Raw genomic sequence first — 21,814 nt, forward strand, 5'->3', positions numbered from 1 at the left:
CCCGGGCCGCTCGTCCCCACACAAGCCCCGTTCTGTCTGCGCAAGGAAGTTCCCATGCCGCCCTACCAGCCTTCCGCGGACTGGCAGTACGAGATCCCGACGACCGGCAGCAAGCGCCTTCCGCCCGCGCCCCGTTACGTCGAATCGCTGACGCACCAGGGGTACGGGTTCGAGGCGGCGATAGCCGACCTCGTGGACAACTCCATCGACGCGGGCGCCCGGAATGTCGTCATCAGCTTCCTCCGGGACGAGGACCGCCTCGTCAGCCTCCTCGTCGTCGACGACGGTTCCGGCATGAACGACGAGGCGCTCGACACCGCCATGACGGTCGGCGGCAGGCAGGACTACGGGGCGAGGGCGCTCGGCCACTTCGGCGCCGGCCTCAAGGCCGCCTCTCTCTCCCACGCCGATTCGCTCACCGTGATCAGCCGCACCAAGCGCAGCCCGTCCACCGGCCGCCGCTGGCTGACGGCCCGCGCCCAGGCCGACTTCACCTGCGACATCGTCGACCCCGGCTACTGCCAGGACCTGGTCGACCGCTACGACGGCCTGATCGAGTGGCACGGCACGATCGTCCGCTGGGACCGGGTCCGTGCCTTCGACACGGTCACCGCGGGACAGGCGGACCGCTACCTCAACGACGCGATCGAGAAGCTGGAGACGCACCTGGGGCTCCACCTGCACCGTTTCCTGGCCGACGAGCACTTCAACGTCGACATCGTCGTCGAGGACGTCACGACGAAGGAGGAGCTGGATCACCGCGGCGTCGAGCCGATCGACCCGTTCGGCTACCGCATCCCAGGACGGGCGGGCTACCCGCGTACGTACACCGCCCCCGTCGAGGGCGTCGGCGAAGTGGCTCTGACCGCTCACATCTGGCCGCCGAAGTCCCCGCTCGTCAGCTTCCGTGGCATCGGCTCACTCGCCGAGCGCCAGGGCTTCTACATCTACCGCAACAACCGGCTTGTCCAGGGAGGCGGTTGGAACAGCACCCGCAGCGCGGAGGGGCACCTGGCCCTCGCCCGTATAGCGATCGATCTCCCGGCCGAACCGAACGACGTCTTCAGCCTCACGGTCAAGAAGGACGGCGTGACCGTGACCCCGGCTTTCGCACGAGGTCTTGAGCAGGCCACGGATACGGCGGGCCACTCCTTCGCCGAGTACGTCCAGGAGGCGCAGGCGACCTACCGGGAAGCCGCGAAGCGTGCCTCCGAGCCGCAGCGCAAGGCGGTGATCCCCGCAGGCAAGGGACTCGACCCGCGTCTGAAGCGCACGCTCCGCGACGAACTGCCGGAGCTGGAGGGCGAGGACCCGCTCACGTTCCGTTGGGACACACTGCCGTCGGAGCTGTTCTTCGAACTCGACCGCGACGAGCGCGTGATCAAGCTCAACAAGGAGTACCGGCAGGTGTTCAACGGTGGCCGGCGCGGTGGTCTGAACGATGCCCCGGTGGTGAAGAGCATGCTCTACCTGATGGTCAACGAGATCTTCCAGAAGGAGCGCGTCAGGGCCGTCCACACCGACAACATCGCCCTGTGGAACAGCGTCCTGGTCGAAGCGGCCCGCTGCGAACTCGCCCGCTGACACCCACCGCCCCGTACTCCGCCACGCCTGAGGAAGCCACGCCGACGATGACCGATCACCTGTTCAACCTGCACGGCGACGTCCTGGCGGCCATGCGCCGGGGCCCCAAGGCCTTTTCGAAGCTGGCCTTCGCACTGTCCGACGCGGAGGAACCGGCCGACACCGCCAACCGTCACTTCCAGGACCGGATAGTGACAGCGGGCCCCGGCGACGAGCTCACCGCGCTCTGGCACCGCACGCTGACGTCCTGGGACCTCGCCGAACAGGCCGACTGGTCCGACGCCCCCGCGCGCACGGACGCCCGGCGCTCGGACACGTACGACCGCCTCGGCTTCGGCGCCGATCTTCGGAAGGCACTCGACCATGCGGTCCCGGTCTTCAAGGAGCCCGGCGCGACGGTCATCAGCAAGGAGTTCACTTCCTGGTACTCCCGGGACGCGGCGGCGGCACGCGCCTTCTACTGGAACTCCTACGAGCAGACACTGCGCCGCAAGGGCTGGTCGGACGCGGCGGTTTCGAGCCTGGACGAGGCGAGCCACGCCGTGGTCGAGCGTCTCTCCGACCCCACCCGGACCGAGGCGTACGGCGCACGGGGCCTGGTTGTCGGATACGTGCAGTCGGGTAAGACCGCCAACTTCACCGGCGTCACAGCGAAGGCCATCGACGCCGGCTACCGCCTGGTCATCGTGCTCGGCGGCACCCTGAACCTCCTCCGCGGCCAGACCCAGCGCCGCCTGGACATGGAACTGATCGGCCAGGAGAACATCCTGCGCGGCGCCGACCCGGCGGACACGGACGCGCTCGTCGGCGTCGACTACCAGGACGACGAGGACTGGCCGGCGAAGTTCGTCAGCCACGGCGGCCGTCCGTCGACGCTGGGCTCCTTCGACATCGAGCGCCTCACGACACGGGACAACGACTACAAGAGCCTGGAAACCGGCATCAGGGCCCTCGAATTCGACAAGCAGGACCGCACCCAGCCGCTGTACGTCCCGGACAACCTGCACCACGCGGCCGCGCGCGTGATGGTGGTGAAGAAGAACTCGTTGGTCCTGGCCAAGCTGATCAAGGACCTGAAGAAGATCGGCCCGATCCTCTCCGAGATCCCCGCTCTGATCATCGACGACGAGTCCGACCAGGCATCGGTGAACACGACGGACCCGAAGAAGTGGGAGGACGGCAAGGTCACGCGCAAGGCCATCAACGGCCAGATCACGCAGCTCCTCAGCCTGCTTCCGCGCGCCCAGTACGTCGGCTACACGGCGACGCCCTTCGCCAATGTCTTCGTGGATCCGGGCGACGAGGAGGACATCTTCCCGCGGGACTTCCTGATCTCCCTCCCCCGTCCGACCGGCTATATGGGCGTGCAGGACTTCCACGACCTCGAGTCCGAGGGAACCGCCGAGGAGACACACGTACGCGGGATCTACGACGGCACCACCGACCGTCTCCAGGAAGCTTTGGATGCCTTCGTCCTCACCGGCGCGCTGAAGCTGTACCGAGCGGCCCATGGCGTACCCGAAGGCCCGTTCCGCCACCACACGATGCTCGTCCACGAGTCCGTACGGCAGCGTGAACACGCAATTCTCGCCCTGCGCATCAACTCGATGTGGCACCGCTCGGCCTACACCGGTCAGGAGGGTCACGCCCGCCTCGCCGCCCTCCTCGCCGACGACTTCCAGCGCTTCGCGGACGACGGCCTGCCCACGCCCACGTCGTACGACGACCTCAAGCCGTACGTCTCCCGGGCACGCCAGCTCATCAACTCGGGCGGCGAACCGGTCATCATCGTCAACGGTGACACCGAACGGGACTACGAGCAGCCGGAGCTGGACTTCGACCGCACGCCGCACGTGTGGAAGATCCTGGTCGGCGGCACCAAGCTCTCCCGCGGCTTCACGATCGAGGGCCTCACGATCACGTATTACCGCCGCACCACCCAGCAGGCCGACACCCTCATGCAGATGGGCCGCTGGTTCGGCTTCCGCCCCAACTACCGGGACCTGGTCCGCCTGTACATCGGCCGCGAGGAGGCCCTGGGCAAATCCAAGACCGTCGACCTGTACGAGGCCTTCGAGGCGATCTGCCGCGACGAGGAAACCTTCCGCGCCCAGCTCACCCGCTACGCCGCCCTGGTGGACGGCAAGTCCCAGGTCACCCCGGCCCAGATCCCGCCGCTGGTCTCGCAGCACCTGTCGTGGCTGAAGCCGGCGGCCCGCAACAAGATGTTCAACGCGGAGCTGGTGGAGATCCGGTCGCCGGGGCAGCCGATCGAACCCGCCGCCTACCCCTCGGACGCAGCAGCGACGGAGCGTAACACTGAACGCTGGGAGCCTCTGCTCAGCGCCCTCGGCTCAGCACCCGTCACCCTCACCAACCCGTCAGACAGCACGAGTTCACTGTCGCGCAGTTTCTCTGCCCTCACAGCGACCATCTCTCACGCGGAACTTGTCTCTATTCTGAGTGCGCTTGAGTGGGAGCGGCCTGAGCTCTTCCGGCCCCATCTGACCTACCTCTCGCAGCTCGATGGCCGACTTGCCAAGGTGGACGACTGGCTCGTCATCGTTCCTCAGCTGTCCCGCTCGAACCGAACCGAGGCAAGCATTCTGGGCTCGGTACCCCTTTCGCTTGCCCGTCGAAGCCGTCAGGCAGGGAAGACCGTCTTCGGACGCATTTCAGGTGTGGAGCACCGGACTTCAGCCCAGCGCATCATCGATGGACCGGGCAGCGAGGATCTCTCGATCAGCCCGAGCACCGGAGTGATGCTCCTCTACCCAGTGGTTGAGGGGCGGAACGATGCTGAGACGGCCTCGGCAGCACCCCACGGAGTTGCTGACCCGTCGAAGGTCACGATGGCCTTCACCTTGATTCCGCCGAAGTCTGCGATCGACTCCACGCGGCAGCTTCTTCGATTCCAGGCCAAAGACTCCAGCCACGCACGGGACGTCTTCGTGACGGCAACTTCCCCCTGACGGGAACTCCGCGATCACCCCGGTAGTCAAGCAGGTACTCCGTCCACGCCGCTTCACGAAAGAGTGTCAGGTGACTCTGTTTGACCCCCCGGGGCCGGTACCCGGCGTTTGCGATGACCCAGAACTGATGCTGGTGCACCAGCACTTGATCCGGCTCGATCCTGATGGCGACCGCTTCGCCCGAGTGCTGCGGGACACCATCGATCAGCTGCTGAACGGCGAGGCCACTGGCCGCTATGACTGGGCCACGCTGTTCAAGACCGAGAAGACACACGCGGGAACCCTTGTAGAGATCAACCTGCAGCGCGAGTTCGAGTTCCACGACGGGGTCGACATGGACTACCGCATCGAAGGGATCGACGTCGACTGCAAGTACTCACAGAAGTTCGGCTCCTGGATGATTCCTCCTGAGGCCGAAGGCCATCTGTGCCTGCTCGTCTGGGCTGATGACTATAAGAGCCTCTGGAGCGCCGGTCTCATGCGGATAGAACGCGAGTGGCTCAACATCGGCACCAACCGGGACATGAAGTTCACTGTCAAGGCAGAGCACAGGAGCAAGATCACATGGCTCTGGAAGGACGCTGCCCTGCCGGAGAACATTCTGCTCCACCTTTCCCCGTCAACGCGGGCGCGCATCCTGATTCCTGGCAAGAACAAAGGGCAGGAACGCGTCCGTGAGCTGTTCCGGACAGTGCACGGCAAGCGCATCGGCCGCGGCGTCGTGCGCACTGCTGCCCAGCAACTCGACTACATGGCGCGGGTCCGTGAGGGGAGCAAGACACGAGCCCGCCCCGCGTTGCGCCCCGAGGGAATCATCGTTCTTGGCGACTACCAAAGCCACCAGGCAGTGGCCAGAGACCTCGGTGGCCCGGTGCCAGAGGAAGGAGAGTTCGTTGCACACCGCGTCGTGCGCGCCCGGCCCGAGCACGGAAATCGCCCACGGGCAGAGATCGACGGGGAATTCTGGGTCATCGCCCAGCCAGGTGACGCGGTAGAGACGGCACCGCACCTGCCAAAGGCGCAGGAGAGCACGGCCAGATCAGCTCAGTAGCGCCCTCATCCTTAAAAAGCGATCATCACCTTCAGCACCGATCCGAGGGCTGGAGTTGAGCAGTAACAGGCCTTGGGGGACTCCCATCGATCAGGAAGCACCGGGACGCCATTCAGGCCCGAATAACGCGCACCCCCTGCCAGAATCGCACGAGCTTTATTCCCGGAATCCCTTCCCAAAACCCCAAGACCACGGACGCGAATAACCTCCCTCAGCACTTCAAGGGAACCTCAGACAGCCGCCCTGGCCCGCGATGTTCCAGATTGCAACCCGGGACGATTCCCACACTTCGCGAACCCTGCGAGCTCGGATTTGACCTATAATGGCCACAAGGAAGAAGGAATTATCGCGCCCATGAGATGCGCTCGCGCAGACTAGATTTCGACACAATTTCCCCATAGCAGGAAAACAGTGCAGGGCGCACTAAGGGCGAATAGAAGCACATCCTAAAGAATGCTGGCATTCCCGAAAATGGTAAGCAACAACGACACCTGGCAAGCTCCGGAAGGATCCTGGGCTTCATCCGCCGCACGGCGCCGCAACATGCAGGCGATCCGCAGCCGCGACACCAAGCCGGAACTGCTGATCCGGCGGCTTCTGCACGCCCAGGGCCTGCGGTACCGAGTGGCTGCGAAGCCTCTGCCAGGCCTTCGCCGGACGGCTGACATCGTCTTCCGTCCGGCGAAGCTGGCCGTCTTCGTCGATGGCTGCTACTGGCACGGCTGCCCAGACCACTACATCCCGCCGAAGACCAACTCCAGCTACTGGTCCGCAAAGGTCCTGCGCAACGTCACCCGCGACCGGGACACCGACGAGCGGCTCCAGGCCGCGGGCTGGACGGTGCTCCGGTTCTGGGAACACGAGTCACCCGACGACTGCGCCCACACGATCGCTGCTGCGGTCAGCCGGATTCGGAACTGCCGGCATTGAAATCTCAGCCCGCGTGAAGAGCTGCTCACTGTCCCGCTTGCCAGCCACGGCCCGCTGCTCCCGGACGCTGACAACGACGCCGGCTGCCTTTGCAGCCTTGAGCGCGGCGATGATCTGCTCACCAACCGCTTGGGCAACGGGCGGCGGGAAGGCGTTGCCCACTTGCCGGTAAGCAGCAGTCTTCTTGCCCTTGAACTTCCAGCTCTGTGGGAAGCCTTGGATGATCGCGGCCTGCTCGACGGTTAGCTTCGGCCCGGCAGCGGCAAAGAGGTCACGCTCCTGGCTCTCCTGCCGCTTCATTTCTGCCGAGTCATTTGCTACTCCCAGCCCGCAGACGCCAAGCGCTTCCCATGCCTTCTTCGCCCGGGTCGGACCAAGATCAGCACCACCGTGCTTCTTAGATCCGCCAACGAGCGTGGGGGCAACACCTTTGAGCGCCTTCTCTTGCCAGGTCTTCAGCGTGCTCGCTGCTCGCGGGTCGTCGACGCCAGTGAAGCGGGCAGTCATCGTCTCGTCCAGTGCGGCCCGCACCGTGCGCAGCTCGCGCTTCTCGGGCTTGGCAGCAACGAAATAGGGGATGCAGTCCCGCTTCATGGCCACCAGAATGGCGCGAGGGCGCAGCTGCGGAACGCCGTAGTCCTTGGCCTCCAGCACCGTCCAGTAGCACTTCTCGTAGCCCATGAGCTCCAGGCGTTCCAGCAGTTCCTCTCGGTACCCCTGAAACTTCTCCACGGGCTCCAGAAGCCCTCGGACGTTCTCGATCATCACGGCCTTGGGCTCAAGCTCGTCGACCAGCTCAAGCATGACCGGGAACAGGTCCCGCTCATCGTCCCGACCCAACTGCTTGCCTGCCACTGAGAACGGCGGGCAGGGCACGCCGCCGGCCAGGAGATCAAGCTCCCCCGGCTCCAGCCCCAGCTCAAGCCTCAGATCCAGCGGCTTGAGCTCCGTCAGATCGGCCTGCTTGACCAGGCAGCCTTCCCATTCCGGGTTCCCCTCCACATTCTCTCGGAGGGTTTCCACCGCATGGGGATCGATCTCAATCAGCGCCAGATGCCGGAACAGCGCATTGTGCAGGCCTAGCGCCTGCCCACCCGCCCCAGCGCAGATCTCAACCGAGGTGAACGTCCTCTCGGTGCTGGTCATGCACCCTCCTTCCAAACTGAGCCCGACTGGCACGGTTCCCACCAGTCATCACAGAGGGTGACAGACCCCACTGACAACGCGACCGCCTTCAAGTGTGCGTCACACATCAATGCGCTCCGACCGCCCCACACGTGACAGCGAACACTCATACGATATGGCCCATGCCGAGAATCCCTACGTGGACCCACGACGAGCTGCTGCTGGCCTGCGCACTCGTGGTCGAGAACGGCTGGAGTGAGCTCCGGGAGGGCGACCCCCGGGTGCTCGACCTCTCCGGCCTGCTTCGTTCCTTGCCCATCCACGAAGGTGTCGCGCGGGTGACCCCGCAATTCAGGTCCACAGGAAGTGTCAGCCACAAGACCACCGACCTGGCGACGAACCATCCTGCCTACGTCGGCACTCCTACCAAGGGAGGGCGCCTGGACAAGGAAGTGATCACAGCCTTCATCACACGGCCCTCCGAGATGCTTGAGGCTGCCGAAGCTCTGCGGCTGGGGATCGGCACGGGTGAGCTGTACAAGATTCCAGTGGATCCAGACGAAGTAGACACTGAGGGAAACTCGGCGATCGAGGGCCGCCTCCTCGCCCGCTGGGCCTTGCATCGCGAACGTGACCGGGGCCTCAGGGCTAACAAGATCGCACGGGCCGTGAAGCTGGGCCACCCGTTGCAGTGCGAGGTCTGCACCTTCGATTTCGGCCAGTTCTACGGGCCCCTCGGGCAGGGCTACATCGAGGTTCACCACCGACTGCCCCTCCATCTATCCGGGCCCCGCGAAACCAAGCTGGACGACCTGGCCTTCCTCTGTGCTAACTGCCACCGGATGTGTCACAGGAGCCGCCCCGGTGAATCCTGGCGCACACCTGCCGCCCTGCGGGCCGAGATCGCGCAGTTCGCTCCCGGATTTCTGACCAGAGACCTTGCCTGCGGGGGAGATCACGCGGCCGCACCCAGCCCAGCTTCGTAACGCTGCTGGGCGCGATCGAGGACGTTCTTACAGCGGAGGCAACGAGACCGAGTGCGTGGAGACAGCCGTCTCCCCCCTCGGCGCCTCCGTACGCGACAGCAAGCGGCCGCACGAAGGACGCTTCCATATACGTGCCGCAGCGTGGGCAGACTTCATCGGCGCGGTGCGCGAGGGGGATCTGAGCTGAACGTCTGACGGACAGCGTCCCGCCTCAGCTCACGGTATGCGGGCGCCATAGCGCCGGCCGAGTGGGCAGAGAGGCTTCCGTTCACGGTCGTACCGAAGCTCTGACGGTTCCTACGGCCCATCGGGCGAAGAGGTGTCACCCCTCTCGGCGGAGGTCCAGCATGCAGAAGACCTTGTCGTAGCGGCGTGCGCCGACGGCGACGAAGTCCGGCAGACGGCCGTATTCGCTGAAACCCAGCGACCGGTAGAGGTGCAGCGCTTGGCTGTTGTCGCCACGGGCGTCCAGGGTGAGGACCTCGATTCCCGCTTTCCTTGCGTCAGCGATCAAGGCAGCGGTCAGCGCTCGGCCGACGCCTCGACCATGGGCAGCGGCATCCACCGCGATCTTCTCCAGATCGGCGTGCGGACGATGGGTCGGTCGCTCGTAGCGCAGCCAGTACCCCAGCCCGACCAGCCGGCGGTCGGTGTAAGCGGCACGCAGGGCCGCATCACCGGCGTGTGCCGCAGAGACGACGTGGTCGAGCAGTTCCGCCACCTCGTCACGCGAGGGAGGTTCGACCCAGCCGAGTGCCGCACCTCCACGGACCAGGTCCGCCAGGATCTGATGGGCCGACTCGGCGAACCGCGCCCAAAGGTGGGGATCAGACGTCAGCTCCGCCACGTCGAGCATGACGGGCTCACAGGTTCCACTGCTGGTCACGGCCGCATTCATGCCCTGCAGCCTAAACACTCCCGGTGGAAACCCTTCAGGCCGGCGCCTGCCGTGAGCGAGCCCCGTTACTGAGGGCGCGCCCCTGGCCAGCTCCGTGCCTCAGGGCCCACAGCCCCACCCTCACCCCTCCGCACGCCGACGCGGCTCGCGGCGCGGGCGCGGCGGTGCGTCCGTGTCGGCGAAGAGGTCGGGGTGGCGCGTGCGGATCGTGTCGACGTCGGCGAAGACCTGCCGCAGGTGTCCCCGCAGCGCGGCATCGGCACCGTCGACGTCCCGGCGTTCCAGTGCGTCGACGACGTCGGTGTGCTGGCGGATGAGGAGCGGCAGCTGGTCCTCGAGCGGCAGTGACAGGCGCCGTGCCCGGTCGAGGTGCGCCTTCGCGTGGCTGACGACGGACCACACCTCGGGGTGTCCGCCGGCCGCCATGAGGCGGGCGTGGAACTCCTCGTCGAGCTTGAAGAAGGCCTCGGGGTCGGACTGCTGTTCCGCTTCGGACTGCGCGGCGAGCAGGGCGCGCAGTTCCAGCACGTCCCGCGCACCGGCGCGTGTCACGGAGTCCCGGAGGGCGGCCAGCTCCAGTGCCTCGCGGACGAACTGGGCGGAGGCGATGTCCCGCTCCTTGATCCGCGCCACGAACGTGCCGAGCTGGGGATACACGTCGACCAGCCCCTCCTCGGCCAGGAGGATCAGGCTCTCCCGTACGGGGGTGCGGCTGACGCCGAGCTCGGCGGCCAGGTCGTTCTCCGACAGGGCCGTGCCCGGCAGGATCTCCAGCAGCACGATCCGTGTGCGCAGAAGCTCGTGCACCAGTTGCCGGGTGTTGCGTCCCTGCGCCCGGGCGGCGTGCAGTCCTGTGGACAAGACCATCGTTGCCCCTCCCACTCTTGACGTTGCCTGAAGTACTTGTATGGTAGCCGACGCGATCTAGATTGTGTGGTCCTTCACGCGACTGACCACGTGATCTTTTACCTGCAAGGAGGCAGGCAGATGAGCGAGCACACCCCCGAGAGGACCACCCCCGAGAGGACGACCGCACCCGGCGAGGCTTCGCCCGAGGAGCTGCGCCGCACCGTGGGCGCTTCCGTGGTCGGCACCATCGCCGAGTACTACGACTTCTTCATCTACGGCACCGCGTCCGCGCTGGTGTTCAACAAGGTGTTCTTCCCCGAGGTGGACCCCGCGGTGGGCACCCTGGCCGCGTTCTCGACGTATGCCGTCGGGTTCTTCGCGCGCCCGCTGGGCGGCCTGGTGTGGGGTCACATCGGTGACCGTGTCGGCCGCAAGAAGGCTCTCGTCTTCACCCTGCTCCTCACCGGCCTCGGCACCTTCGCGGTGGGCCTGATGCCGACGTACGACCAGATAGGCATCTGGGCCGCCGTCATCCTCGTCCTGGTCCGCCTGATCCAGGGATTCGGTGTGGGCGGTGAGCAGGGTGGCGCCGTCCTGCTCACCGCGGAGGCGGCACCGCCGGGCAAGCGCGGCATGTTCGCCAGCTTCGTGCAGCTCGGTTCGCCGGCCGCGTACCTGATCCCGACCGGGTTGTTCGCCCTGCTCACCTCGTTGCTCTCGGAGGAGGCGTTCGTCTCCTGGGGATGGCGCGTGCCCTTCCTGCTGAGCGCGTTCGTCGTCCTCATCGGCCTGTTCGTGCGCATGCGCGTCAACGAGTCGGAGACCTTCAAGGCCGCCAAGGAGACGCAGGCACACCAGGTCGCTCCCCTGAAGCTGCTCGCCCGCGACCACAAGCGGGAGGTGTTCGGCGGTCTGTTCACCAAGTTCGTCGAGGCCGCGGTCTTCCCCTTCTACACCGTCTTCCTGGTCAGTTACGCCAAGGAGCACGGCATCGACGACAGCATGGTCCTCAACGCCGTGATGATCGCCATCGCCTGCGAACTCGTCGCGATCCCGCTGATCGGCAGGCTCACCGACAAGGTCGGCCGCCGCCCCGTCTACCTGGCCGCCGCGGTCCTCAACCTGGCGCTCGTCGTCCCCGCGTTCAAGGCGATCGAGAGCGGCAGCATGGTCCTCGTCGTGCTCCTGCTGATCGCCGGCCTCGCGCTCGGCCACGCCGGCACCTACGCGCCGCAGGCGTCCTACTTCCCCGAGCTGTTCCCGGCCCGCGCCCGCTACAGCGGTGTCTCCGTGGTCTGGCAGTTCGGCTCGATGATCGCCAGCGGCCCGTTCACCGTCGTCGCCACCGCCCTGCTGATCGCCGGTGACGGCTCCTACACCTGGGTCGCGCTCTACGTGGCCGCGCTCATCACGGTCAGCATCGTGGCCCTGCTCTTCATGCCGGAGACGGCACCCGGCAAGCGCGGCGGCATCGAGTACGCCGACTGGGGCCGGGGGGAGACCGCAGCACCGGGTGCCGAGACCGCCGCCCCGCGCGCCGGGTCCCTCGCCCGCAACTGATCCATCACCTCGCTCCCCGAAGGGCTGCACCATGGCCACCATCACCCAGGCGAAGGTCATCATCACCTCGCCGGGCCGCAATTTCGTCACCCTCAAGCTGACCACCTCCGACGGTGTGACCGGCCTCGGCGACGCCACTCTCAACGGCCGTGAACTCGCCGTCGCGTCGTACCTGAACGACCACCTCGTACCGCTGCTCATCGGCCGTGACGCCGACCGCATCGAGGACATGTGGCAGTACCTCTACAAGGGTGCCTACTGGCGTCGCGGCCCGGTCACCATGACGGCGATCGCCGCCGTCGACACCGCGCTCTGGGACATCAAGGGCAAGGTCGCGGGCATGCCCGTGTACGACCTGCTGGGCGGCAAGGCCCGCGAGGGCGCCCTGGTCTACGGTCATGCGAGCGGTGCCACCGTCGGTGAACTCATCGACGATGTCGCCCGGTTCAGGGAGGACGGCTACCGCGCGATCCGCGCCCAGGCCGCGGTGCCGGGTGTGGCGGGCACGTACGGCGTCCGCAAGGGTTCCGTCTACGAGCCCGCCTCGGCGGGCCTCCCCGAGGAGCAGCTCTGGGACACCGAGCGGTACCTGGACTTCGCGCCCCGCTATCTCGCCGACATCCGGGAGAAGTTCGGCTTCGACTTCCATCTGCTGCACGACGTCCACCACCGCCTCACCCCCACCGAGGCGGGCCGGCTCGGCGCGCGCCTGGAGGACCTGCGGCTGTTCTGGATGGAGGACCCGTCCCCGGCCGAACTCCAGGAGAACTTCCGGCAGATCAGGCAGGCCACGACGACACCGATCGCCGTCGGTGAGGTGTTCAACTCGATCTGGGACTGCCAGCAGCTCATCTCCGAGCGCCTCATCGACTACATCCGCTGCTCGGTCGCCCACGCCGGCGGCATCACCCATGTGCGGCGGATCTTCAACCTCGCCGAGCTGTACCAGGTGCGTACCGGCTCACACGGTGCGACCGACCTCTCGCCGGTCAGCATGTCCGCGGCGGTCCACCTCGATGTGACGGTCCCCAACTTCGGGATCCAGGAGTACATGGAGCACGCCCCGGTCACCCACGAGGTGTTCCGCCCCACCTACGAGCTCCGCGACGGCGCCCTGCACCCCTCCGCCGCCCCCGGCCTCGGCGTCGAGCTGGACGAGGAGGCCGCGGCCCGCTTCCCGTACGACCCCAAGTACCTTCCGGTGGGCCGCCGTTCGGACGGATCGGTGCACGACTGGTGAACAGGCTCTCGTACGCGACGCTCGGCGCCCTGCCCGCCGGAACCGGACCGCTCGTGGACCCGCGGGCACTGGGCACCCGGATCGTCCACCTGGGACTCGGCGCCTTCCACCGGGCCCATCAGGCCGTTCACACCGAGCAGGCGGAGGCCCTTCACGGCGGAGGGTGGGGCATCGCCGGATTCTCGCAGCGCGGCCGCTCCGTCGTCGAGCAACTCGCCCCGCAGGACGGGCTGTACTCGCTGACCCTGCGCGCCCCCGAGGGCCCCCGCACCCGCGTGGTCGGGCAGCTCACGGAGGTCCGCCACGCCGTGGACGACGCGGCCCGACTGCGCGACCTGCTCGCCTCGCCGGACGTGACGGTCGTGACGACCACGGTCACCGAGAAGGGCTACCGGCGATCTGCCGACGGCAGCCTCGACACCCGTGACCCGCTGGTCGCCGCCGACCTGGCGGGCGCCCCCGTCCCGGCCACCGTCGTGGCGCAGTTGGCGCACGGCCTGCGCACCCGTCGGATCACCTCCGGGGCGCCCCTGTCCGTGGTGCCCTGCGACAACATGGCCGACAACGGTGCCGTCGTCGCCCGGCTGGTCGGCGAGTACGTCGAGGCCTCCGGCTGGGCGGACCGCGACGCGCTCCTGACGTGGATGGAGGACGCGGTCGCCTTCCCGTCCACGGTCGTCGACCGCATCGTCCCCGCGACGACGGCGGCCGACCGCGATGCCGCGAGGGCCGTCCTCGGTGTCCGCGACGAGGGCGCGGTCATCGGCGAACCGTTCACCCAGTGGGTACTGCAGGACACCTTCGCCGCCGACCGGCCCCGCTGGGAGGACACCGGCGCGCTCTTCGTCCCGGACGTCGCCCCCTACCAGGTGATGAAACTGCGTCTGCTCAACGGTGCGCACACGCTGCTGAGTTGCCTGGGTGTCGCGGACGGCCGGGAGAGCGTCGCCGATGCGATGACCGCCCCGTGGGGGGAGCCGGTCCTGCGCGCCTACGCCGCCGAGGTCGCCGGCAGCCTGCCCGCCGGCCTCGACGTCGAGGGGTACGTCGACGGACTCGTCCTGCGCTTCTCCAACCCCGCCATGCGGCACCTGCTGCGGCAGATCGCCACGGACAGCTCGCAGAAGGTCCCCGAACGGTGGCTCGCGCCGCTGCGCGAGATCCAGGTCGCGGGCAGGCCCTCCACGGTCCTCACCGGCGCCCTCGCGGCATGGATGCGCCACACCCGGGACCAGCCGCTGGACGACCCCGCCGCCGACCGCATCCGTGCGGCCTGGACGGGGTCCGGAGACGAACCGGTGCGCGGGCTGCTCGCCGTACTGGGGGCGCGGGACCTCGCGGATGACGACGCGTTCGTCACCGCCGTACGGGAACGCCTCTCGGCCCTCGACGCCGACGGGCCGGAAGCCCTGCTGTAGCCCTACGACCCGGGGTACCGGCCGGAGGCTCCGTGTCTCGCGGGCATATCGCGGGCATATCGAAAATCGCATACGCCGTGGCAACAGGCTTCCGCCTTCAATGGCTGCCATGGTCCACAACGCACCCCGGTCAGCAACGCCCCGCCGCACCCGCAGGGTCGTGTTCCTCAGCCTGGCGGGCCTCGGCGCGGCGAGCGCGTTGTTCGTCATTCGGGGGCCGCTGCTGATGGCCGCTCCGAGGTGTGCGGCCGGGCGGTGGCACGGCTGCTGGGACACGTTCAACGGTGTGGTGCTCATGACCCTGGTCGCGCTGCCGTTGGCCGTGCTCGTGGTGTGGGTTCTGGCGCGCGTCCGGCGTGCTGCCGACGCCACGTCGGCGTGGCGGATGTCGGTGGCCGAGGTGGGCATGGTCCACGGGACGGTGCCGTTCCTCTGGCTGACCATGATGCCGGGCGGCGGAGCCGGCATCGTCCCCGCGCGGGTGAGCCTGGTTCCGCTGCGGGACCTGGTCACGATGGGGCCGCTCGGGATCGTCGGCAATCTGCTGGTCTTCGCGTCGCTGGGGTTCTTCGCCCCGATGCGGTTCGCGGTACTGGCGTCCCTGCCACGGGTCCTGGCCCTCGGGGCGGGCTGCTCGGTCCTGGTCGAGACCGCGCAGTACGTCCTGGACCTGGACCGGGTGTCCTCCGTGGACGACGTACTGGTCAACGCCACCGGCGCCGTACTGGCCGGGCTGGCGTCGCGCCGCTGGTGGCGCACCAGGGCGCAGGCGCCGTCGGACCGGCCCCGCCCCGAGCCGGCACTGGCAGGCTGAGCCGTGCGGCCGGTGGGCGCGCGACTTCGCATACGTCGGCGACACGGTCTGCTGCTTAGGCTTCGGACATGCGCGTACTGATCGTGGAGGACGAGCCCTACCTGGCCGAAGCCGTCCGTGACGGCCTGCGGCTGGAGGCGATCGCCGCCGACATCGCGGGCGACGGTGACTCCGCCCTGGAACTGCTCAGGGTCAACTCCTACGATCTCGCGGTCCTCGACCGCGACATCCCCGGCCCCTCCGGCGACGAGGTCGCGCGGCGCATCGTCGCGTCCGGCAGCGGCATCCCGATCCTCATGCTCACCGCTGCCGACCGGATCGACGACAAGGCCTCCGGGTTCGCGCTCGGCGCCGACGACTACCTCACCAAACCGTTCGAGCTGCGGGAGCTGGTGATGCGGCTGCGGGCACTCGACCGCAGGCGCGCGTACGCCCGGCCCCCTGTCCGCGAGATCGCGGGCCTGCGGCTCGATCCCTTCCGCCGGGAGGTCTTCCGCGACGGACGCTACGTCGCGCTCACCCGCAAACAGTTCGCCGTTCTGGAAGTCCTCGTCGCCGCCGAGGGCGGGGTCGTCAGCGCCGAGGAGCTGCTGGAACGGGCCTGGGACGAGAACGCCGACCCTCTCACCAACGCCGTGCGCATCACCGTCTCCGCACTGCGCAAACGGCTCGGCGAACCATGGGTCATCGCCACGGTGCCCGGCGTCGGCTACCGCATCGACATCCGGCCGGGGGCCGGGCACGCGGGAGGAGACCGTGGATAGAGCGCCCGGTCCGAGTGTCCGACTCAAGCTCACCCTCAGCTACGCCGCGTTCCTCATGATTGCCGGCGCCCTGCTGCTCGCCGCGGTGTGGGTGTTCCTCCTGCGTTACGTACCCGAGCAGGCGCTCATCGTCCCCGGTTCCACCGGCACCCCCACCGGTGGTGTCTTTCCCGTCCGGTCCAACCTCCTGCGTGTGTTCGCTCCGAGGGCGGCCGCGGTGCTGGTGTTCCTGCTGGTGCTCGGCCTGCTGGGGGGCTGGATCCTCGCCGGCCGGATGCTCGCGCCGCTCACTCAGATCACTGATGCGGCACGGAGGGCCGGGAAGGGGTCGCTGTCCCACCGGATCCGCTTGAAGGGCCGCCAGGACGAGTTCCGGGAACTCTCCGACGTGTTCGACTCGATGCTCGAACAGCTCGAGTCCCACGTCGCCGAGCAGCAGAGGTTCGCCGCGAACGCCTCCCACGAACTGCGCACACCGCTGGCGATCACGCGGACGCTCCTCGACGTCGCCCGCAAGGACCCCACACGGGACCGGGACGAACTCGTCGAACGTCTGCAGGCTGTCAATACGCGAGCGATCGACCTCACCGAGGCCCTCCTGCTGCTCGGGCGCGGCGACCGCGGCAACTTCACCCGCGAGAGCGTCGACCTCTCCCTCGTCGCCGAGGAAGCCGCAGAGACGCTGCTCCCCCTCGCCGAACAGCGCCGGATCACCCTCGACGTCACCGGCGGGGTGGCCCGGACCAGCGGTTCCGCGGAGCTGCTGCTGCGGATGGTGACGAACCTCGTCCAGAACGCCATCGTCCACAACCTCCCCGCCGACGACCTCCCCGCCGGCGGCACCGTGACGGTCCACACCGGGACGCACGGAGGCGCGAGCGTGCTGCGGGTCGAGAACACGGGCCGCCGGATCCCACCGGAACTGGTACCGGCCCTCACCGAACCCTTCCGGCGCGGAACGGACCGTGTACGCACCGACGAGCACGCCGGCGCCGGGCTCGGTCTGGCCATCGTGCAGAGCATCGTCCGCGCCCACGACGGGACCCTCGAACTCGTCCCCCGCCCCGCAGGCGGTCTCCTCGTCACGGTCCGGCTCCCCGGCACACAGGGCCCCTTGCCTCACGGAGGTCCTCACGGAGGTAGTCACGGAGGTCCTCACGGAGGTCCTCCGGGCAGCCCTCAGGGCGGCCTTTAGAGTGACCGGATGACCGGGAGCACTTCGAGCGGGACGCGGGAACCGCTGCCCGCCCACGCCATCGAGATCGGGTCCGAGCCGTTGGACCGGCCGGCGCGGAACTCCTTGGGCGGCCGGCCGTTCCTCGACAGCGGCCAGGCCTGGCCCGAGTGCTTCTGCGGCGAGCGGATGGCGCTGTTCCTCCAGTTCGACGTTCCCTCGGAGCTCGAACCCTTCGGCGGGGACCACCTGTTGGTCTTCCACTGCCGTACGCACAGCGACGCGTCCGACCCCCAGGTGGCCGACGGCCGGCTCGTGCCCGCTACTGGGATGCCCCGCAGCCTTCCTGTCCGGGGCCGTTCTGGCGTGTGCTGCTCCAGCGGAACGCCGTACTGCCGCTCGCGGACGCCGAACCGTCCGTGTGCGCCCTGCCGTTGACCCTGCGGCCCTTCGTGGACACGGCCGACCCGTACGGGTGCGGGGCCCAGGGGTTCAAGGTGGGCGGTACGCCGTCCTGGGCGCAGGGTCCCGAGCACTTCAGGTGTGCGTGCGGCGCCGATCTCGTCTACGTCTGCCAGGTGCCGGAGAACATGGAGTTCGCCGTCCACCCGGGCCAACCGGTGCAGCCGGACGGCGTCGACGTGGGCACCTACCTGCTGTTCCTCGGCAACGAGGTCTACTTTCTGGCCTGCCCCGACCACTGCGATCCGGCAGCGGTCTGGCCGGTGAACCAGAACTGACACGTCCCGTCCGGAGCCGTTGCCGAACAGCGATCGGCGTCGCGACGGGCACCTCACGGCTTTCAGAACGGACCGTCAATTCCGCGTTACGCACCGTGTGATGTGGGTAAAGGATGTTCCTCGTGTGTCGATATTCCTCCGTTACTGATTGAACTGGGCACAAGATGTTCACTAGGGTCGAGGCTCGGATCTTCGCACGATTGATCACCCATCCGGGGTGACAGCGAAGACACCGTCGAGTCCGTGACGTGCACGGAGCCGGGGATTCACCGCCCCACAGCCCGGTACGGCTCGAGGAGGAAGGAGTCGCCTTCGTGGCGTCCCACCGTCGCCCCAAACAGCCGAGCCGCACCCGCGTGACCGTGCTCACCGCGACCGCCGCCGCTGCCGTCGCACTGACCTCCCAGGCAGCCCACGCCGACCCCAAGCCGACCAAGAGCGAGGTCAAGGCGAAGGTCGACAAGCTCTACCACGAGGCCGAGGCCGCCACCGAGAAGTACAACGGGGCCAAGGAACAGCAGGACAAGCTCAAGAAGCAGGTCGACGCGATCCAGGACAAGGTCGCCCGCGAGCAGGCCGACCTCAACACCCTGCGGCGGGAGCTCGGCTCGATCGCCACCGCGCAGTACCGGTCCGGCGGAATCGACCCCTCGGTGCAGCTCTTCCTCGCCTCGGACCCGGACAGCTTCCTCGATCAGGCCTCCGCGCTTGACCAGTTGACGGCCAAGCAGGCCGAGTCGCTCCAGAAGATCAAGGCCAAGCAGCGCACCCTCGCGCAGCAGCGCAAGGAGGCCCAGGAGAAGCTCGGCACCCTCGCCGACGTACGCGAGTCGCTCGGCCGGAACAAGCAGAAGTTCCAGAGCAAGCTCGGCGAGGCCCAGCGCCTGCTGAACACCCTGACCGCCGCCGACCGCGCCAAGATGGCCGAGGGGGAGCAGCGCGCCAGCCGTGCCGCCGGCGACCGTGTCGAACTCGGCAACGAGGTCCCCGCGTCCGCCCTCGGCGCGGCCGCCCTCCAGGCCGCCGACACGCGCGTGGGCATGCCGTACGTCCGCACGGCCACGGGCCCCAACTCGTTCGACTGCTCGGGTCTGACCCAGTGGGCCTACGCCCAGGCCGGTGTCGAGATCACCCGCACCACGTTCACCCAGATCAACAGGGGCACCCACATCGCGCGCAGCCAGCTGAAGCCGGGCGACCTGGTCTTCTTCAGCAACACCTCGCACGTGGGCCTCTACGCGGGCAACAACACCGTGCTGCACGCCCCGTACCCGGGCGCCTACGTCCGCTACGAATCGATGAGCACCATCGGCAGCTACCAGGCCGCGGTCCGCATCTGATCCCCGCACCGACCCGGTCCGAAGCTCGGATCCCGAGACCCGGGACCCGAGCGCCGGACCGGGTCGGTTCGCTCTTTCGAGGGTACGGAGGCAAGCCCCGGCCCGGCGCTCGAGCTTCGGGATCCGGGGGCCGGGATCCGGGGTCCTGGATTCGAGCGGTGCCTTTCACCCGGTAGGCAAAAGAAGGGTGGGGAAGAACCTTCCCACCCTCCCCGACCCGTCACGGCCAGCAAGTATGACTAATCGTGACCGACTTGCGGCGGAGTGTCGCGCCTGCTTACGGTTCCCACAACTGAACGACCCCGACGCGGTGTTGGTCGCACCAGGCCGGGGTCTCACCCCAAGATCGTTAGGACCCGATCTCGTGGCTACCGAGCAGCCTAACTCCGCCCTGCGCGCACCCGCACGCCCCTCACGCCCGTACCGGAAAGCCCACCGCGGCTACGGCAAGCGCTCCGCGCCCGGCCAACGCCCGCCCGGGGCAGCCGATTTCGCACTGCTGCCGGAGCGCGAGCGGTACATCGCCGGATACGTCGACCTCCTGCCCGACGGTGCGGCCATGGACATCAAGTCGCTGGCCAAGGACCTTCCCCTGTACGGGCAGATGGCCATCGGAACCGCCCTGCGCGCCCTGGGCGTTGCCGGGCACCTGCGCCACGTACGGTGCCGGGTCGAGGCCCTCGGGCAGAGCCGCTGGGTCACCCTCACCTTCTGGTCGCGCACCGCCCGCGACAACGAATGGTGGGCCGCCCACCTCGACGCCGAGAGCGGCCGGGCAGCCGGGCCGACGACCGCCACCGCTCCCGCGCCGTACCCGGTCACCGCGGAAGCGGACCGCCAGGCCGAGCCCCCGGTCGCCGCAGCCGTACCGCAGCAGCGGAGTCCGGAACCGGAACCGGAACCGGCACCGGCCGAAGCCCCCTCCCCCGCATACCTCGCCCTGGCCCGACTGGGCCGCGCCGAACCCCGGCTCGCGCTCTCCGCCTCCGACTGCGACGCCCTGGAAGACCTGGCCGCAGCCTGGTTCGTACGCGGCGTGAGCGCCGACTACCTCACCCAGGCACTCACCTCCGGGCTCCCGGAGCAGGTCGGCTCCCCCGTCGGATTCGTCCGCCGCCGGCTCCTCGACAAGATCCCGGCCCAGCTGCCCGACGCCGCACCCGCACCGGACACCCCGGCACGCCGCCTGCTGGTCGAGTGCACCGAATGCGGCCGCCCCGGACCCGCCGAGTCGCTGCCCGACGGTCTCTGCCGCCCCTGCCGCACACCCGCCCCGGCGGAGCAGGAGGCCCCGGCCGGCCTGCCCACCGAGCGCGATGTCCGCAGCTACGTCGACGTACTGCGCGGCAAGCACCGCATGCCCTCGTAACCGCCGATCAGCGACTGCTTGCCACGCCCCGCACACGCCACGGCTCAAGCCGGAGCCTCCCGGAACAGCCTCCCGACAAGCCGCGCCCCCTCTACGGCGACCACGGCGGTGACCGTGTAAATGCCAGACGCTATGGCCATCACATAGCCATTCGGATCGGTGACCCAATCAGCGCTCAAGCTGATGTTGACGAACTCACCTCCCGACAGGACATAGGGAATCCCGAACAGGAAGAAGTCGATCACCAGCGTAATGGCCACCATGGAGAGAAAGCCGAACGCGATCAGGTTGCACGGTGCGGCCAGCAGGTACGTCAGACCTCTGCTCGAATCGCCGCCGCGATAGGCGTTGAGCATGAGGAGGGCGGCACATGAGGTGAACCCGACGGATATCATGTCCGTGTGCAGATAGGGCGACAGTGATTCCATTTCGAGAAGTGAATCGAAAGGCAAATTGGCGAAGCGGTCTCGCCGCTCAGGGTCGAAGGCCGACGAAATGATGCTGCCGACGATGCAGGCGAGCCGGAGCATGACGTACTGGACGACGATCACCATGGCAGTGATCATCAATGTGATGACGAGCCGCGGGAGTGGCTTGCCGAGGAGCCTGGCAATTCCTGCGCTTCCGGCGCGCCGGGTCGCCCTCGCCAGCTTCATCGCATTCTGAGCATTCGTTACGTACGATTCGACCGCGTAGGCCAATGTCACGAGAGCGATAATGGCGGGGTGTATACCTATCAAGGCAAAAAAGCTGCCCAGTGAAGCCGTGAAGTCTGGCAAGCTCGGCAAGGGACCTCGCTAGGGAGTCGGCCCAGTCGGCGCATGGCGCCGATACGGATTCTCGGCGGGAGACGCTGCAACAGCATTGCGCACACGGCGCGTCTACCGCTGAGCTTCACGGATTTCCCTCCGCGCTTACCCCGGTGTCCCTGGTGCGTACGAGATCGACGTTGCGCGTGGGCAGCAGGGGCAGGTCCGGCGGAGGACGTGTCGCGCCGCGA

General features: G+C 67.9%; 19 protein-coding genes. 15 read left to right on the plus strand and 4 right to left on the minus strand.

What is annotated here, in order from left to right:
• Window positions 1-54 precede the first annotated feature (54 nt).
• The 4 genes from ACFQ6X_RS09430 (at window position 55) to ACFQ6X_RS09445 (ending at window position 6,537) form a co-directional block, all read left to right on the plus strand.
• Entirely contained in the window at window positions 55-1,584 is a 1,530-nt protein-coding gene (locus ACFQ6X_RS09430) for an ATP-binding protein (RefSeq protein ID WP_383178412.1), read from the plus strand.
• 47 nt (window positions 1,585-1,631) lie between these two features.
• Entirely contained in the window at window positions 1,632-4,556 is a 2,925-nt protein-coding gene (locus ACFQ6X_RS09435) for a Z1 domain-containing protein (RefSeq protein WP_383178415.1), read from the plus strand.
• A gap of 127 nt (window positions 4,557-4,683) precedes the next feature.
• Complete coding sequence (locus ACFQ6X_RS09440; RefSeq protein ID WP_383178418.1) at window positions 4,684-5,607, plus strand: NaeI family type II restriction endonuclease; 924 nt, start codon at window positions 4,684-4,686, stop codon at window positions 5,605-5,607.
• 543 nt (window positions 5,608-6,150) lie between these two features.
• Window positions 6,151-6,537: a very short patch repair endonuclease gene (locus tag ACFQ6X_RS09445; protein ID WP_383178817.1), complete on the plus strand. Its 387-nt coding sequence runs from the start codon at window positions 6,151-6,153 to the stop codon at window positions 6,535-6,537.
• Here the strand turns inward: ACFQ6X_RS09445 and ACFQ6X_RS09450 are convergent.
• On the minus strand, window positions 6,472-7,683 hold the full coding sequence (locus ACFQ6X_RS09450; RefSeq protein ID WP_383178421.1) for a DNA cytosine methyltransferase: 1,212 nt from the start codon (window positions 7,681-7,683) through the stop codon (window positions 6,472-6,474). The two genes, ACFQ6X_RS09445 and ACFQ6X_RS09450, sit on opposite strands and share 66 nt — an antisense overlap.
• 161 nt (window positions 7,684-7,844) lie before the next feature.
• Here ACFQ6X_RS09450 and ACFQ6X_RS09455 point away from each other — a divergent pair, with 161 nt between their 5' ends.
• Together ACFQ6X_RS09455 and ACFQ6X_RS09460 are read left to right on the plus strand one after the other, a co-directional pair.
• On the plus strand, window positions 7,845-8,648 hold the full coding sequence (locus ACFQ6X_RS09455; protein WP_383178424.1) for an HNH endonuclease: 804 nt from the start codon (window positions 7,845-7,847) through the stop codon (window positions 8,646-8,648).
• Complete coding sequence (locus tag ACFQ6X_RS09460; protein WP_383178427.1) at window positions 8,602-8,835, plus strand: DUF397 domain-containing protein; 234 nt, start codon at window positions 8,602-8,604, stop codon at window positions 8,833-8,835. Before ACFQ6X_RS09455 ends, ACFQ6X_RS09460 begins: the two co-directional genes overlap by 47 nt.
• 135 nt (window positions 8,836-8,970) lie before the next feature.
• Here ACFQ6X_RS09460 and ACFQ6X_RS09465 read toward each other — a convergent pair whose 3' ends face one another.
• Together ACFQ6X_RS09465 and ACFQ6X_RS09470 are read right to left on the minus strand one after the other, a co-directional pair.
• Window positions 8,971-9,546 (minus strand): GNAT family N-acetyltransferase, encoded by a 576-nt coding sequence (locus tag ACFQ6X_RS09465; protein ID WP_383178430.1) that lies wholly within the window; start codon window positions 9,544-9,546, stop codon window positions 8,971-8,973.
• 120 nt (window positions 9,547-9,666) lie between these two features.
• Complete coding sequence (locus tag ACFQ6X_RS09470) at window positions 9,667-10,413, minus strand: GntR family transcriptional regulator (RefSeq protein WP_383178433.1); 747 nt, start codon at window positions 10,411-10,413, stop codon at window positions 9,667-9,669.
• Window positions 10,414-10,533: 120 nt separating this feature from the next.
• Here ACFQ6X_RS09470 and ACFQ6X_RS09475 point away from each other — a divergent pair, with 120 nt between their 5' ends.
• The 9 genes from ACFQ6X_RS09475 (at window position 10,534) to ACFQ6X_RS09515 (ending at window position 20,814) form a co-directional block, all read left to right on the plus strand.
• On the plus strand, window positions 10,534-11,955 hold the full coding sequence (locus ACFQ6X_RS09475) for an MFS transporter (RefSeq protein WP_383178436.1): 1,422 nt from the start codon (window positions 10,534-10,536) through the stop codon (window positions 11,953-11,955).
• A gap of 31 nt (window positions 11,956-11,986) precedes the next feature.
• The gene (gene manD / locus ACFQ6X_RS09480) at window positions 11,987-13,195 is read left to right on the plus strand and encodes a D-mannonate dehydratase ManD (RefSeq protein WP_383178439.1); all 1,209 of its coding nucleotides are present in this window, start codon (window positions 11,987-11,989) and stop codon (window positions 13,193-13,195) included.
• Entirely contained in the window at window positions 13,192-14,613 is a 1,422-nt protein-coding gene (locus ACFQ6X_RS09485) for a mannitol dehydrogenase family protein (RefSeq protein ID WP_383178443.1), read from the plus strand. Before manD ends, ACFQ6X_RS09485 begins: the two co-directional genes overlap by 4 nt.
• A gap of 109 nt (window positions 14,614-14,722) precedes the next feature.
• Entirely contained in the window at window positions 14,723-15,427 is a 705-nt protein-coding gene (locus tag ACFQ6X_RS09490; RefSeq protein ID WP_383178446.1) for a VanZ family protein, read from the plus strand.
• A 68-nt stretch (window positions 15,428-15,495) separates the two neighbouring features.
• Window positions 15,496-16,191, plus strand: a complete 696-nt coding sequence (locus tag ACFQ6X_RS09495; protein WP_383178448.1) for a response regulator transcription factor — start codon at window positions 15,496-15,498, stop codon at window positions 16,189-16,191.
• The gene (locus ACFQ6X_RS09500) at window positions 16,184-17,386 is read left to right on the plus strand and encodes a sensor histidine kinase (protein ID WP_383178453.1); all 1,203 of its coding nucleotides are present in this window, start codon (window positions 16,184-16,186) and stop codon (window positions 17,384-17,386) included. Before ACFQ6X_RS09495 ends, ACFQ6X_RS09500 begins: the two co-directional genes overlap by 8 nt.
• 347 nt (window positions 17,387-17,733) lie before the next feature.
• The gene (locus ACFQ6X_RS09505; RefSeq protein ID WP_383178456.1) at window positions 17,734-18,105 is read left to right on the plus strand and encodes a hypothetical protein; all 372 of its coding nucleotides are present in this window, start codon (window positions 17,734-17,736) and stop codon (window positions 18,103-18,105) included.
• 314 nt (window positions 18,106-18,419) lie between these two features.
• A complete protein-coding gene (locus tag ACFQ6X_RS09510) occupies window positions 18,420-19,445 on the plus strand; it encodes an NlpC/P60 family protein (protein WP_383178459.1) in 1,026 nt (341 codons plus the stop codon).
• Window positions 19,446-19,809: 364 nt separating this feature from the next.
• Entirely contained in the window at window positions 19,810-20,814 is a 1,005-nt protein-coding gene (locus ACFQ6X_RS09515; protein ID WP_383178462.1) for a MarR family transcriptional regulator, read from the plus strand.
• Window positions 20,815-20,858: 44 nt separating this feature from the next.
• Here the strand turns inward: ACFQ6X_RS09515 and ACFQ6X_RS09520 are convergent, their stop codons facing one another.
• A complete protein-coding gene (locus tag ACFQ6X_RS09520; protein WP_383178466.1) occupies window positions 20,859-21,521 on the minus strand; it encodes a hypothetical protein in 663 nt (220 codons plus the stop codon).
• Window positions 21,522-21,814: the final 293 nt, after the last annotated feature.

It is taken from the genome of Streptomyces sp. NPDC056452 (genome assembly GCF_042796085.1).
Taxonomy (GTDB): Bacteria; Actinomycetota; Actinomycetes; order Streptomycetales; family Streptomycetaceae; genus Streptomyces.

What these genes read in the sequence shown, in the direction of transcription:
- ACFQ6X_RS09430 (WP_383178412.1), top strand. Translation starts at nt 55, where the DNA reads ATGCCGCCCTACCAGCCTTCCGCGGACTGGCAGTACGAGATCCCGACG.
- ACFQ6X_RS09435 (WP_383178415.1), top strand. Translation starts at nt 1,632, where the DNA reads ATGACCGATCACCTGTTCAACCTGCACGGCGACGTCCTGGCGGCCATG.
- ACFQ6X_RS09440 (WP_383178418.1), top strand. Translation starts at nt 4,684, where the DNA reads ATGCTGGTGCACCAGCACTTGATCCGGCTCGATCCTGATGGCGACCGC.
- ACFQ6X_RS09445 (WP_383178817.1), top strand. Translation starts at nt 6,151, where the DNA reads ATGCAGGCGATCCGCAGCCGCGACACCAAGCCGGAACTGCTGATCCGG.
- ACFQ6X_RS09450 (WP_383178421.1), bottom strand. Translation starts at nt 7,683, where the DNA reads ATGACCAGCACCGAGAGGACGTTCACCTCGGTTGAGATCTGCGCTGGG.
- ACFQ6X_RS09455 (WP_383178424.1), top strand. Translation starts at nt 7,845, where the DNA reads ATGCCGAGAATCCCTACGTGGACCCACGACGAGCTGCTGCTGGCCTGC.
- ACFQ6X_RS09465 (WP_383178430.1), bottom strand. Translation starts at nt 9,546, where the DNA reads ATGAATGCGGCCGTGACCAGCAGTGGAACCTGTGAGCCCGTCATGCTC.
- ACFQ6X_RS09470 (WP_383178433.1), bottom strand. Translation starts at nt 10,413, where the DNA reads ATGGTCTTGTCCACAGGACTGCACGCCGCCCGGGCGCAGGGACGCAAC.
- ACFQ6X_RS09475 (WP_383178436.1), top strand. Translation starts at nt 10,534, where the DNA reads ATGAGCGAGCACACCCCCGAGAGGACCACCCCCGAGAGGACGACCGCA.
- manD (WP_383178439.1), top strand. Translation starts at nt 11,987, where the DNA reads ATGGCCACCATCACCCAGGCGAAGGTCATCATCACCTCGCCGGGCCGC.
- ACFQ6X_RS09490 (WP_383178446.1), top strand. Translation starts at nt 14,723, where the DNA reads ATGGTCCACAACGCACCCCGGTCAGCAACGCCCCGCCGCACCCGCAGG.
- ACFQ6X_RS09495 (WP_383178448.1), top strand. Translation starts at nt 15,496, where the DNA reads ATGCGCGTACTGATCGTGGAGGACGAGCCCTACCTGGCCGAAGCCGTC.